General features: G+C 71.4%; 9 protein-coding genes. 3 read left to right on the top strand and 6 right to left on the bottom strand.

The features are described from left to right. Positions 1 to 62: 62 nt before the first annotated feature. The gene (locus VK501_RS03765; RefSeq protein ID WP_324334783.1) at positions 63 to 1,124 is read left to right on the top strand and encodes a LacI family DNA-binding transcriptional regulator; all 1,062 of its coding nucleotides are present in this window, start codon (positions 63 to 65) and stop codon (positions 1,122 to 1,124) included. On the opposite strand, the gene VK501_RS03760 is transcribed toward VK501_RS03765, so the two are convergent. The 6 genes from VK501_RS03760 to VK501_RS03735 all read right to left on the bottom strand — a co-directional run bounded on the left by VK501_RS03760 (position 1,097) and on the right by VK501_RS03735 (position 7,645). Then, positions 1,097 to 1,954: a vWA domain-containing protein gene (locus VK501_RS03760; protein ID WP_324334782.1), complete on the bottom strand. Its 858-nt coding sequence runs from the start codon at positions 1,952 to 1,954 to the stop codon at positions 1,097 to 1,099. The two genes, VK501_RS03765 and VK501_RS03760, sit on opposite strands and share 28 nt — an antisense overlap. A 342-nt stretch (positions 1,955 to 2,296) precedes the next feature. After that, positions 2,297 to 2,614, bottom strand: a complete 318-nt coding sequence (locus tag VK501_RS03755) for a hypothetical protein (protein ID WP_324334781.1) — start codon at positions 2,612 to 2,614, stop codon at positions 2,297 to 2,299. 180 nt (positions 2,615 to 2,794) lie between these two features. After that, entirely contained in the window at positions 2,795 to 3,949 is a 1,155-nt protein-coding gene (locus VK501_RS03750; RefSeq protein WP_324334780.1) for a serine/threonine-protein kinase, read from the bottom strand. Between the two features lie 64 nt (positions 3,950 to 4,013). Further along, positions 4,014 to 4,226 carry a hypothetical protein gene (locus VK501_RS03745; RefSeq protein ID WP_324334779.1) on the bottom strand — a complete coding sequence of 71 codons (213 nt, stop codon included), beginning with the start codon at positions 4,224 to 4,226 and terminating at the stop codon, positions 4,014 to 4,016. 128 nt (positions 4,227 to 4,354) lie between these two features. Then, positions 4,355 to 4,648, bottom strand: coding sequence for a DUF4242 domain-containing protein (locus VK501_RS03740; protein WP_324334777.1), 294 nt, complete (start codon positions 4,646 to 4,648; stop codon positions 4,355 to 4,357). Positions 4,649 to 4,684: 36 nt separating this feature from the next. After that, positions 4,685 to 7,645 (bottom strand): ATP-binding protein, encoded by a 2,961-nt coding sequence (locus VK501_RS03735; RefSeq protein ID WP_324334775.1) that lies wholly within the window; start codon positions 7,643 to 7,645, stop codon positions 4,685 to 4,687. Between the two features lie 154 nt (positions 7,646 to 7,799). Here VK501_RS03735 and VK501_RS03730 point away from each other — a divergent pair, with 154 nt between their 5' ends. Both VK501_RS03730 and VK501_RS03725 read left to right on the top strand, forming a co-directional pair. Beyond that, positions 7,800 to 9,194: an FAD-binding oxidoreductase gene (locus VK501_RS03730; protein WP_324334773.1), complete on the top strand. Its 1,395-nt coding sequence runs from the start codon at positions 7,800 to 7,802 to the stop codon at positions 9,192 to 9,194. A 315-nt stretch (positions 9,195 to 9,509) separates the two neighbouring features. After that, positions 9,510 to 14,045 (top strand): RHS repeat-associated core domain-containing protein, encoded by a 4,536-nt coding sequence (locus VK501_RS03725; RefSeq protein WP_324334771.1) that lies wholly within the window; start codon positions 9,510 to 9,512, stop codon positions 14,043 to 14,045. Position 14,046 lies beyond the last annotated feature (1 nt).

The following is a 14,046-nucleotide window of genomic DNA, read 5'->3' as shown; positions in this document are numbered from 1 at the left end:
ACCGGCGCGAGCCTAAGGAAACCGTTTTTGCATGTCAAGGTGGCATCGGCTAAGTTCTGGGCGTGGCCGAAGCCAATCGACGTGTAGGCATTCGCCAGGTCGCGGCGGCGGCCGGGGTCTCCGTCACCACCGTCTCCCACGCCCTCAACGGCAAGGGCCGGCTCCCCCAGGAGACGCGGGACCGGGTGCAGGAGATCGCGCAGCAGCTCGGCTACCGCCCCAACGCGACGGCGCGCAACCTCGCGGGCGGCAAGACCGGGCTCCTCGGCCTCGTCATCTCGCAGCCCGCCGACATCCGCTTCGCGCTCTCGGACTTCGCGTACTTCACCTACCTGACCGCCGCCGCCTCCGCGGCCGCGCTGGACCGCGGCTACGCCCTGGTGCTCACCCCCTCCGACGTCGGCCTCGGCGCCGCGGTCGGGGTCGCCGTCGACGGCGCGATCGTCGTCGACCCGGTCGAGGGCGATCCGCTGGTCGAGGAGCTGCGCGAGGCGTCGATGCCGCTCGTCACCACGGGACGGGTCGTCGGCGACGAGCCGGGCAACGCGTGGGTCGACAACGACCACATCGCCGCGACACGATCGGTCCTCGACCACCTGGGTCGCCGCAAGGCCCGCCGGATCGCGTTGATGACGACGCCGACGGTCATCTCCTACAGCGTCGACGTCGAGCGGGCGTATCGCGAGTGGTGCGCCGAGCACGACGTCGAGCCGCTGATCACGAAGACCGATCAGCAGCTGACCGAGAGCGCGGGATACGCGGCGGCCTCCGAGCTCCTGAGCCTGCCGACCCCGCCCGACGCGATCTTCGCCAGCTACGACCGGCTGGCGTTCGGCGCGCTCCTGGCCGCCAACGCGCGCGGCGTCCAGGTCCCCGACGAGCTGCTGCTGGCCATGACCGCGACCGAGAGCAGCCACGGCCAGTCGACCGGGCCGTCGGTGACGGCGCTCAACCTCCATCCCGACCAGATCGGGCAGCGGGCCGTCGAGCTGCTGATCGACATCGTCGAGGGCAGAGCCGAGGGCGGCCATGTCCTGGTCCCGACGGCCATCATCCCGCGGGCCTCGACCAAGCGCCCGGGCGCGTCCCGCGCGGCTCAGAAGAACGAGCCGATCGAGCGGTAGACCGAGGCGATGTTCGCCGTGGTCCCGTCGTAGGCGGCGCCACCCGAGGCTCGGGCGATCTCCGTCAGCGGGCCCCGCGCCTGGAGCGCGTCGGGCGAGTACGCGATGGTGAACACGCGGACCCGCCGGTCGCTCTCGCTGTGCAGGTTCAGCCGGTCGATGACGTCCTGGGCCCGGAGCGTGCTGGTGGCGTCCTGCCCGTCGGTCAGCACGACCACCGCGTTGATGTGATCCGCCCGGGCGTGCGCCTCGACCCGCCGCACCCCCGCTGCGGTCGCGTCGTACAGCACGGTGGCGCCGTCCGGGACGAGCCCGTCGACGAGCCGGGCGAGCTCGCGGCCGTTCGCGCGGATCGACCGGATCGGCGCGAGGTTGCGTACGCGGTCCGAGAACGCCGTCAGCCCGACGCTGTCCTGCGGTGAGACCTGCCTCAGGAACGCCCGCAGCCCGGCCTTCGCGTGGTCGAGCCGGCGCTCGGCGCTCATCGAGGTCGACGTGTCGACGACGAGCAGGATCCGCGCCGGCTTGCGGTCGAGCTGCCACGCGCGCCGGATCGCGGCCAGCACGCGCGGCTCCGGCAGCGCGAGGACCCGCTGCGGCTGGCGGAGATCGACCGCGACGTCGGCGCCCCGGCCGCTCGACGGGGACGGCAGCTGCGCCCCGCCCGGGCGGAACTCGAAGGCCGCGGCCGCCTTCGCCGTGACCTGGCTCAGCGCGAAGCGCTCGAACAGCCGGGCCGCGCGCGCCTCCTCCGGCGAGACCCACGCCGCCGAGAGCACGACGAACGGGTTGTCGGAGAAGAACGTGCCCTCCTTCGGGTAGTGCACCATCGAGCGCTCGAGGTCGCGGATCGTCCGCCGGCGACCACCCGACCGGCTTGAGCCGCCCGTGCGCGATCGCGGTCTCGGCGGCCCCCGAGGTGACGTTGCTCGCCTGGATGACGACGGTTCGCCCGCCCAGGGTGCGGTGCTGCGCGTTGAAGCGCGCGACGAGCGAGCGGATCAGCTGCGCCTTCTCCGGCGAGTACACGAACGAGACGCGCAGCGCCGGCGGGCCGGCCGTCCGCGCCGGCGGCGGGGGGCCGGAGTCCTTGGCGCGCGACTGCGCGAAGGCGATCGCCACGGCGCCGAGGGCCAGCAGCAGCACCACGGCGCGGCCGCGCACGACCGTCCTCAGAGCTCGTGCTGTCGCACGACCCGGTTGACCAGGGCGAGCGCGGCCAGCCGCGCGCGCTTTTGGTTCTGGGGCAGCGCGTCGAGGCCGAACCGCTCGAACAGCACCCGCAGGTGCGCCTTGACGGCGTCGACGCTGAGGTGCACCTCGGCGGAGATCTCCCGGTTGGTGGCGGGCGTCGCGTAGGCGGAGTCGCCCAGGGGGCGGCAGAGGGAGACGAGCACCTTGCGCTGCGCCTCGGACAGCACGACGTCGCCCTGCCCCGTCGACACCCCGGTGGTCGGCAGCGACGGCCCCTCCCCGGGAGCGTGGAACACGACCGGCGTCTCCCCGAAGCAGAGGCGGTCGCCGTGGCGCAGGCGCCGCCGTCCAGCTGCACGGTCGCGAGCGCTCCGTCCTCGCCGCCGTAGGTCAGGAACGGCAGGCCGCGCCGCTCGGCGTCCAGCTGCGCCTTGACCTCGCGCGCACTCGTGGGATGCGGGTCGGCGACCGCGGGGTCACCCATGACGGCGCTCCGCCGGATCCCGGTAGCTGCGCACGACGCCCGCGCCGTAGACCACCAGCGCCATCGGCACCATCAACGCCACCGTGCCGAGCGCGACGCCCACGGCCAGGAGCACGGCGAGCAGCACGAGGTTGAACGGGTCGGTCAGGGCCGTGAGGAGCGGCTGGTCGCGTTCGCGACGCGCGACCGCGGCGCGCACGGCCGGCCGGCGGGCGGGGGTGCGTGCGGCAGGTGCGGACCGCCACGGCGCCGCCGGCGCGGCCGGCCGCGGGACGCTCCCCCGGCGGCTGCGGGTCTGCTCGAAGTCGCGGGCCGGCATACCGCCGGCCGCCGCCTGGATGGCCGCGCCGAGCTCGCCCGCGGAGGCGAAGCGATCCTCGGGCCGCTTGCACAGCGCGTGGCGGACGGCGCGATCGAACGCCGACGGCATCCCGTCGACGAGCGCCCCGAGCCGCGGCGGCGGCTCGGAGAGATGGGCCCAGAGCTTGCCCTCCTCGGTGTCGGCGGGAAAGGGGACCTCACCAGTCAGCAGGTCAAAGGCCATGCAGCCCAGCGCGTACACGTCGGTGGAGGCGCTCAGCGTCTCGCGGCGGATCTGCTCGGGGGCGATGTAGTCCAAGGTCCCCAGCACGTCGCCCGCGCGCGTGAACACGGTGTCGGCCATCACGCGCTTGCTCAGTCCGAAGTCGCTGAGGTAGACGTGGTCCTCCTTGGCCATCAGGACGTTGGCCGGCTTGACGTCGCGGTGGACGAGCCCGCTCGCATGGGCCGCGTCCAGCGCAGCCGCCACCTGGGCGATCACGCGCGCAGCCCGGGAGGGCGCCAGGCGGCGCTCTGCGTGGAGGACCGTCCGCAGATCGTCGCCCGGCACGAACCTCATCGCCAGATACAGCACGCTCTCGCACTCCCCGGCGGCGTAGATCGGGACGATGTTGGGATGGTCCAGCGACGCCGCGGTCTTGGACTCGGCCACGAAGCGGCGCCGGAACTCGGGGTCCTCGGCCAGCGCCTCGACCAGGACCTTGAGCGCGACGGTCCGGTCGAGCGCCAGGTCGGTTGCTCGGTAGACGACCCCCATCCCGCCGCGCCCGACGACGCTGTCGACGCGATATCCGGCGAACTCACGGTCGGTGAGCAGATCCGACACATTGGTTTTCTACTCCTGCCGCTTCGCGCAGGCAAGCCCAGAGGTAAGGTGGACGAAGCTTCGCTCAGCGCCGGCGCAGGAGCGTCGTGTCGTGCACCGCCGGGAGCTGCGGACGCAGACGGCCGCCGGGACGACCGAGCGCCGCCCGCTGCATCGCGGTCCGCAGGCGCCCGGCGCGGCGAACGCTGCGCGCGAGCCGGAAGGCTTCGGCCTCACGGATCCGGTCGGCGACCACGGTGCGGGCGACGGCGTTGCTGATGGTCGGATGCGAGAGCATGGTGGGCCTTTCGAGGAGACGGCAGGGAGGCTGGAGCCATGCTCCGCGCTGCCCGCCGTCGCGACCAGGGGCCCTAGGGGTCGCGATTCACACCTGCGCTGCGCCGCCCTGCGGTGCGAGGAGACCGTCTACGACGGCGCCTGGGAGGCGGCCCAGTCGCGCAGGCGATCCGACAGCTCGGGCGCGGCCGCGCCCACCTCGACCACCGCGTCCACCGGCACGTTGGCCCGCTGCGCGGCGGCGACGATGGCGTCGGACGAGGGCGCCTCGTACAGGCAGTAGGTCCGGCGCCGGTCGGCGCTGAGGAACGAGAACAGCCAGCGCACGCCCTCGTCGGCGTTGATCTCGTCGATCAGCCTGACGTCCTCGCTGGAGAGGTCGAGCTCGACGGCGAAGTTGCGCTCGATGACGTAGAGCGGCATGGTCCGACGATCCTACAGGGGCCGATGGCGAGCCATCTAGGCCTCGACGAGGCCGTGACGGTGAGCGTACGAGGCGGCCTGGGTGCGGTTGGCGCAGCCCGTCTTGCGCAGGATGTTGCGGATGTGGTTGGCCGCGGTGTGCTCGCTGATCATCAGTGTGCCGCCGATCTCGCGGTTGCTCAGGCCGCGGGCGACGAGGCCGAGGACCTGCACCTCGCGCGACGACAGCCCGTCGGGCAGCACGGTCGTCGTCGCCGCCGGCGATTCGAGCGCCCCGATGCGCCCGGCCAGCGCCCGCAGGCCGAGGGCCTCGGCGAGCGCCGCCGCCTCCGCCAGGAGCGGCGCGGCACCGGCGCCGTCGCCGCGCGCCAGCCGCGCCCGGCCGTGCTGGTGCAGCGTGTGGCTCAACCAGGTGAGCATGCCCGTGCGCCGGTTGAGCTCCGTGGCGCGCCGGAAGTGATCCTCCGCGCGGTCCCACTCGCCCAGCGTCGCCGCGAGCATGCCCAGGTAGCGATCGGCCGCGCCGTAGCAGGCGACCAGGTGGCCGATCATCACGTTGGCGCCGGTGAGTGGCGCGAGCTCCGGGTAGACGAGCGCGGCCGTCTCCTCGTCTCCGAGCGCCGTGCAGGCGTCGGTCAGGTACGTGAGCGAGGCGAGCCAGAGTGACTCGCGGAGCGTGTCCAGCCCGTCGACGCGCACGCGCTCGAGCTCTCGCCGCGCCTCGGCATGCATGCCGAGCTCCACGAGCACGGAGACGAGCCCCGGCCGCCACGGCCCGCTGCTCCCGACCTGGCCGGCCAGCAGCCGCACGACCGGCGCGAGCTCCGCCAGGCGCCCCTGCTCACGGCGGATGCCGAACATCTGGATCCCGTGCACGCCCGACGCGTCGCGCCCGGTCAGCAGCCGGCTCCAGTCGTGCGAGCGGGCCGCCAGCGCTTGCGCGGCGTCCAGGCGACCATCGGAGAGGGCGAGCGCCGAGCCGTAGTGCGCGGCGACGTGGAGCATGAACGGCTGCGCCGTCTGCTCGGACGTCGCCTCCAACGTCGCCACCTCGCGCCGGGCGGAGTCGATGTCGCCGAGCGCCACGAACGCCGGCACGCGCCAGGACATCGCCTCGGCGCGGATCTCGGTGTCGCCGAGCTCCTCGCCGATCACCGCGGCCTCGGTGAGCATGGCGAGGATCTCCTCGAACGAGTTCGTTCCCCGCGACCAGTACGCGCCCACCAGCACGGTGGCCAGGCCGGCACGGTCGTGCAGCTGCCGGGCCATGCCGATGGCGCTCGTGCGCACGATCGCCGCGCGCTCGTGGTCGCCACGGAAGTCCCGCGCGCGGGCGAGCCCGCTCAGGAGCCGGACGCGCAGCTCGGAGCTGGCCTCGCCGAGCGCCGCGGCCGCCTCCTCGAGCAGCTCCACCGCGCCCTGATCGGCGATGCCGGGGCGCCAGCAGGCGTCCTCGTAGCCGATCGCGGCGCGCGCGAGCAGCTGCGCGTCGCCCAACTCGCGGGCGATCTCCGCCGCGGTCCTCAGCGCGTCCTGCGCGTCGAGCGCCTTGCCGGCGCGATGGCAGGCGGTCCCGAGCTCGATGAGCACCTCGGCCCGGCGCTCCGGGCTCTCGATGCGCAGCTCCAGCGCGGTGAGCAGCCGCGCCACCGCCTCCTCGAACGCGAGCGCCTCGGTGGCCGCCCGGGCGGCGAGCACGTTGTAGTCGACGCCGCGCCGGGAGCCGTCGAGCGGCGCCGCGAGGGCGAAGTGGTGGGCGAGGTCGGCGAGCGCGCGGCCCGAGCGCGCATCGTCGCGCTCGAGCGCCTCGCCGACGCGGAGGTGCAGCTCGGCGCGGCGCACGCCGGTGAGCCGGTCGTACAGGGCCCGCCGCACCAGCTCGTGGGCGAAGCGGTAGGTCAGCGTCCGTGACGGGAGCTCCTCGATCATCCCGCTGCGCACGGCCTCGTCGAGGCGCGCGAGCAGCTCGGAGTCCGGGACGCCGGAGCCCCGCCGGACCACGTCGAGCCCGAACTCGCCGCCGGCGGTCGCGGCCAGCTCCAGCAGCTCGGCGGTCCCGCCGGCCAGGCGAGCGAGCCGCTGGTTGACGACCTCCCGCACGCTCTCCGGGGTGCCGAGGTCCACCGTCGAGCCGGTCAGCCGCACCGTGCCGTCGACGATCTCGACCGCGTCGGTCTCCACGAGCGCGCGCCACAGCTCGCAGACGAGGAAGGGGTTGCCCTCGGTGAGGTCGCCGATCGCCTTCGCGAGCTGGGGCGGCCCGGCGCCGACCTCGCCGCCCGCGGCGCGCCGGATGAACTCGGTCACCTCCTCGTCGGAGAAGCCGGCGACGCGCATCCGGACGACGGCGTCGGACCGGCGCAGGTCGGCGAGCGTCTCCGCGAGCGCCTCGGGGACGTCGGCCTCGGCGTCGCGGAACGTCGCGAGCACCAGCAGCCGCGCGCTGCCGGCCGCGCGCGCGAGGTAGCGCAGGAGCAGGAGCGTAGGCGTGTCGGCCCAGTGCCCGTCCTCGAGGACGAGCAGCACCGGGCGCCGGTGGCTGATGCCGGTGAGGACGTTGGCCACGGTCGTGTGCAGGCGGTGGCGCTCGGTGTCCGGATCGGCCGCCACCGGTGGCGACAGGCCGCCGACCCGGGCCGGCAGGTCGGGCAGCAGCCGTGTCAGCTCCCCGCCCGTGGCGCCGAGCGCGGCCCGCAGCTCGTCCGGATCGGCGGCCCGGACGAGCTGGCCGAGCGCCTCGACGAACGGTCCGTACGGCGTGCGCACCACGGCGTCGCAGGCGCCGGACAGGACGAGGACGCCGTCGCTCTCGGCCTCGGACGCCAGCTCGCGGACCAGGCGGCTCTTGCCCGAGCCGGGCTCGCCGCCCAGCAGCACGACGCGCCCGCCGTCGCCCTCCGCTCGCGGCAGCAGCGTCCGCAGCGTCCGCAACTCCGCAGAGCGTCCGACGAACGGGAACGTCGAGGTCAGGCGAAGCGAGCCAGAGAGATCGGGCATTGCGGCGATCGCGACCGACCATAGTCAAGACTGATCATCCGTGCCGGATCTTTCGGGCCGAGGCCTCACGAAAGTGGGTCAGCACACGTCATGACAGCCGGTTGCGACGCCCGTACCGTCGGCTCCACATTCGCCAAACGAAATTGGAGCACACATGAGCACCGTCATGACACCCGCGGCGACCGCCCGCCGTGAGTTCTCGCGGTTCAGCGGACGGCTGGTCGGGCCCGGGGACGCCGGCTACGACGAGGCGCGCAAGGTCTACAACGCGATGATCGACCGGCGCCCGGGCCTGGTCGCCCAGTGCACGAGCGCCGACGAGGTCGCGCAGATGGTCAGCTTCGCGCGCGCCCACGGCCTGCCGCTGGCCGTCCGCGGCGGCGGCCACAACGGCGCCGGGCTGGGCACGTGCGACGAGGGCGTCGTCATCGACCTCTCCCCCATGCGCGACGTCCAGGTCGACCCGCAGGCGCGCACGGTCCGCGTCGACGGCGGCGCCACGTGGGGCGAGGTCGACCAGGCCACGGGCGAGCACGGGCTCGCCACGCCGAGCGGCATCATCTCCACGACCGGCGTCGGCGGCCTCACGCTCGGCGGCGGCCTCGGCCACCTGACCCGCAAGTTCGGGCTCACGATCGACAACCTGCTCGAGGCCGACGTCGTGCTGGCCAGCGGCGAGCGCGTGCGCGCGAGCGCCGACGAGCATCCCGACCTCTTCTGGGCGATCCGCGGCGGCGGCGGCAACTTCGGCGTCGTGACGTCGTTCGTGTTCCGCCTCCACGAGGTGGGCACCGTGGTCGCCGGGCCGACGCTGTGGTCGATCGACGACGCCGAGCAGGTCCTGTCGGTCTACCGCGAGTTCCTGCCGGCCGCGCCGCGCGAGCTCAACGGCTTCTTCGCGTTCCTCAGCGTGCCGCCCGGGCCGCCGTTCCCCGAGGAGCTCCACCTGCGCAAGGTGTGCGCCGTGGTGTGGTGCTACGTCGGCGGCGAGGAGGACGCGGCGGCGGCGATGGCCCCGATGCTCGACGCCCTCCCCGAGCCGCTGCTGCACGGGGCCGCGCCGATGCCGCACGCCGCGCTGCAGAGCGCGTTCGACGGCGTCTACCCGGCCGGGCAGCAGTGGTACTGGCGCGCCGACTTCGTCAACGAGATCCCCGACGAGGCCGTCGCGGCCCACGCCCGGTTCGGCGCCGCGATGCCGACGTGGCAGTCGACGATGCACCTCTACCCGATCGACGGCGCCGTCCACGACGTGGCGTCCGACGACACCGCGTGGAGCTACCGCGACGCGCAGTGGGGCTCGGTCTTCGCCGGCGTCGACCCGTCGGCCGACAACGCCGGCGCCATCAAGGACTGGACCGTCGACTACTTCGACGCGCTGCACCCCCACTCCGCCGGCGGCGCCTACGTCAACATGATGATGGACGAGGGCCAGGAGCGCGTCCGCGCAAGCTACCGCGACAACTACGACCGCCTCGCCCGGATCAAGGCGACCTACGACCCCGACAACGTGTTCCGGATCAACCAGAACATCCAGCCGTCCGCGTAGCTCCTCCGGGATGCCCGCGTTGCGGCCGAGGAGGGCGGCGATGTGCCGCCCTCGTCGACCGCAACGCGGGCGCGGGAGGTGACGGCGCGGGGTGAGCTGGTCTCCATCGCGGAGGACCGACGGCGTCGCAGGCGTTGGAAACGTGTCGATGTTCGATGGCGGACGGATCGGACCTGATCGTCTGCATGCCTCTTGACACGGAGCTGCGCTGAGTGTTGGGTGGCGTCGTCCGCGGAGCGGACGACCGGTCGATGGCCTGCCCGGGGATGAGATCTCTAGTGGGGGTGGGCTGTGGGCGCTTTGCGGTCGCGTTACGTGCTGCTCGTTTCGCTGTTGGGATGTTCGGCGGCGTTGTTGGTGGCGTTGCTGACCGGGGTGTCGTCGGGTGCGGCGACGCCGGTGGCGAAGGCGCCGGCCGCGGTGGCGCCCGCAAGCGATGAGCTCAAGCCGTCGCGGGAGCAGCGCGATCTCGGCGACGAGGTCGTGGGCGATCGCACGGCGAGCTCGCGGACGTTTCGCGACGCGGATGGTTCGATGACGACGCGGGTCTATCCGCAGCCGGTCAACTTCCGCGAGGGCAAGGAGTGGCGGGCGATCGACAACACGCTGGTCGATGCGGCCACCGACGGCTATGTCCATCGCCGCGCCAACGACGGCGATGTGTTGATCCCCAAGCAACTCTCGGACCCGTTTCGCGTGAGCCAGGGCGGTGACTGGCTGCGGTTCTCGTTGCGCGGCGGCCGGGGCGGCGCCGAGATCGCAGGCGACTCGGTCACCTACCCCGACATCGCCGACGGTGTCGATGCGCGCTATCAGGCGGTCAACTCGGGGATCAAGGAGACGCTGACGCTGGCCGGCGCCAATGTGCAGCGGGAATTCGTCTATGACGTGCAGGCCGGCGCCGGTCTTGCGCCCCGCCGTGCCGCGGACGGTTCGATCGCCTTCGTCGACGGGCAGCAGCGTGCGCGGTTCTCCTTCGGCGCGCCGGTGGTGTGGGACTCGGCTGCGCGGCCGTCGGTGTCGCACGCCTCAGAGCTCGCGATCGCGGCTGTGGCCGGGGGCTGGCGGCTGACCTTGAGCGTCGATGAGCAATGGCTGAAGGACTCCTCTCGTGCCTTTCCGGTGATCGTCGATCCCAACGTTCAGTGGATCGTCGGCGGGGAGATGCGCTACAGCGGCGCGCCGCGCGACTGCACGTTGTCGAGCGCCACCCCGACCGCTTCGCTGTGTGCCGATCCGACGCTCAAGGTCGGCAGCGATGCGGCCGGCACCTCCCGGGCGAACCTGTACTTCAACGCCCGGTCGGTGATCCCGCAGGACGCCACGATCTATGACGCGACGCTGCTGATGCACGCCTCGGGCTCTGGGACGGTGCCGGCGTCGAATCTGCGGGTGCGGCGCCTGAGCAGCGATTGGACCAACGCCGCGACGTGGACCACCCGCAACGGCAGCACGCCCTGGGGCACCGCGGGCGGTGACGTCGGCAGCGAGGTCGGCCCGGCGACGTCGATCTCCAGCCTGAACACGTGGAACTACTGGCGCGTGCCCGTCGAGATCGTGCAGAGCTGGATCTGGGGCGATCAGCCCGACTTCGGCCTGCAGGTCGCCGCCGACGCCGGCTCCCCGACCCAGGCCTATACGTTCGAGTCCACCGACGGCGACCCGTACAAGTGGCCGGCGCTGGATCTCTACTGGCGCGAGGACGAGGGCGCCAAGAGCTACTACACGCAGGACACCCAGCAGCTGTCTGATCGCTCTCAGCTGGCCGTCAACGTGGCCAACGGCAACCTCACCTACTCGGTCAACGACCTGCAACTGCCCGGTACCGCCGGACTGAACCTCGGGATCGATCGCACCTGGAGTGCGGTCGAGAACTACACCCCGGGCACGTTCGCCCGCGGCTGGTCGGAGACCTACCACCAGACCTATGTGCATCGAGACGCCGATGACTCGCTGTTCTTCTCCGATCCGACCGGCGCTCACTACCGCTTTGCCACCGCTACGGCGGCAGGGACCTTCGTCAGCCCGTCTGGGCTCAGCGCGACGATGTGCACGATCGGCGTCGCCAGCGGATGTGGGACCGACGGCGTCAGCGGCGGCGTGAAGTACAAGCTGACCTACAACAAGAGCGGGCTGCGCTACTACTTCTGGGATCCGTCCGGACAGCTCGGCGCAATCAGGGACAAGAACAACAACACCATCGACCTGGATTGGCAGAACACCACCACCACGATCTCCGGCACCCAGGGCCGCCACGTGACGTTCGACCTCGACAGCGACAGCTACACGACGTCGCTGACCGACGGATCGCGCTCGGTCAACTACACCCGGGGTGGCGCCGACCCGGACTGGCTGCAAAGCGCCACCGACCCCAACGGCAAGACGACACAGTACGACTACAACTCCGACGGGTACCTGACCAAGATCACCGACCCGCTCGGTCACCAGACCCGCATCGAGTGGGAATGGGTCGCAGACTTCGGTTCTTGGCGAGCCACCAAGATCATCCGCGTGCTCGACAGCACCGACCCCACCAACCCGGCCAAGAACCCGACCACCAGCTACAGCTACGACCCGGCCAACCACAAGACCGTCGTGACCAACCCGGTCGGCAACAGCACCGCCTCGCCGACGACCGACGGTCAGACGACCTACATCTACGACAAGCAGCTGCGTGTCACCAGGGCCACCAACCCCAAGGGCCTCGACGCCGAGACGACCTGGACCGACAACAGCGACGCCCAGACCTTCGGCGACCTCGCCGGCACCGCCAACCAGAACCTCGCCACGCTGGCCTACGATGCCGGCGGCCTGGGCAATCTCACCTCGGCCGAGGACAAGTCGGGGGCCAAGTCGACCGCCGACTACTACGCCGGCGGCGCCGGCTTCCCGCAGTCGCAGTACGCGATCAAGCACGCCACCAACGCCAACGGCCAATCGCAGTACTACACCTACGACGGCGCGGGCAACCTCTCGACCATCAAGGACGCCGACGCCAGCGACCCAGAGCATCCGACGGTGCGCAACACCGTCACGTTCGGCTACGGCTCATCCGGCGTCGACGGCACGGTCCGGACGGCGACCAACGCCGGCAACGCCACGACCTTCGGCTACACCAACCACCAGCTGACCTCGGTCACGCCGCAGGCCGACTCGGGCAACAGCATCCTCGGCGCGACCGCCCTGACCTACGACAGCCTGGGACGGGTCCGCACGCTCACCGACGGCAAGAGCATCACCCACACCTTCGACTATGACCCGCTGGATCGCGTCACCAAGGATGCCGTCAACGCAACGACCTACATCACGTACACGTGGGACGCGGTGGGCAACCTCAAGCAGCGCAAGGAGGTCAACGGCTCCTCCACGACCACGACGGATTACTGCTACGACGACATCAACCGCCGCACGTCCGAGACGTTCCCCGGCTACACCAACAGCTACAGCTACACCCTCAACGGCCAGCTGCTGAACCTGACCGAGCCCAGCGGCATCACCGGCTACGAGTACGACGCGCTGGACCGCGTCAGCAAGATCACCGACCCTCAAAGCGCAGCGGTCACCTACAGCTACGACGACACCGGCACGGCCACCGACCCCCGCAGCCGCACCGTCACGTTGCCAGACAGCAGCATGACCCAGCGCACCGACTTCGACCTCGCCGGCAAGCCCAAGCGCATCATCGTCAAGTCGGGCACCACGATCCGGTCCCAGCTCGATTACGAGTACGGATGGACCGACCACAGCTCCACCGGCCAGACCGGCCAGCAGATCACCAAGGTCACCGATCTGGCCGGCAACGTCACCACCTACGCCTACGGCCAGGACGGCGAGCTGACCGACGCCAAGACCACCGCGGCGGGCGGCTCGGTCACCGAGCGCGTCTATGAGTACGACGACGCGACCAACCGCACCAAGCTCACGCTCAAGCGCACCAGCCAACCCGACGCGATCACCACCTACAAGTACAACCGCGTCAACCAGCTCTGCTGGACATTCGCAGGCACCAGCGCCAACGCCTGCAACAGCGTCCCGACCGGCGCCACCGGCTCCACCTACGACGCCAACGGCAACCAGCTCACCGGCGGCCCCGGCGGCGCCTTCGGCTACGACAGCTGGAACCGCACCACCACCATCGGCACCACCAACCTCGGCTACCTCTCCCCCACCCAAGGCGAGCTGATCAGCTACGGCACCACCAACTACACCAACAACGCCCTCGGACTCTCCGGCCAGGTCACCGGCACCGCCAAGACCTACTACGTCCGCGACCCCTCCGGCGCCGTCGTCGCCCAGCGGCGCTACACCAACAACACGCCCGTCGACACCGACTACCTGACCACCGACGCGCTCGGCTCGACCATCGGACTCGTCAACGGCACCAGCACCAGCCCCGTCCGCGACTACAGCTACGACCCCGACGGCAACGCCACCAGCACCGGCAGCGGCCCCACCACCGACATCCGCTTCGCCGGCGGCCAAGCCCTCCCAGCCGGCCTCTACCACTACGGCGCCCGCTACTACAACCCCAACACCGCCCGCTGGACCCAACAAGACCCCCTCAACCAGATCGACAGCCTCACCGAAGCCAACCGCTACGGCTACGTCGGCGGCGACCCAACAAACCTCACGGATCCCTCCGGGTGCAAGCCGAGGGTACTGCCGTGCGTAGCTACCTGTGCCATCCATCATTGTGGCGACACGCTAAGGGTGTCTCAGTGCCTGCAACTCGCACACTCAACGGCCGGGTTCATTCTCTGTGTGAAGGGCTACTGCAACGCAAAGTTCTTCTTGTGCGCCGCGAAATGTCTCCACTACGGGCTCCCGCCAATTATTCCGTTGCTAGGCTAGG

The organism is Baekduia sp. (genome assembly GCF_035318805.1).
In the GTDB taxonomy this organism is placed as follows: domain Bacteria; phylum Actinomycetota; class Thermoleophilia; order Solirubrobacterales; family Solirubrobacteraceae; genus Baekduia.
This window is presented reverse-complemented; position numbering and strand designations above follow the sequence as displayed.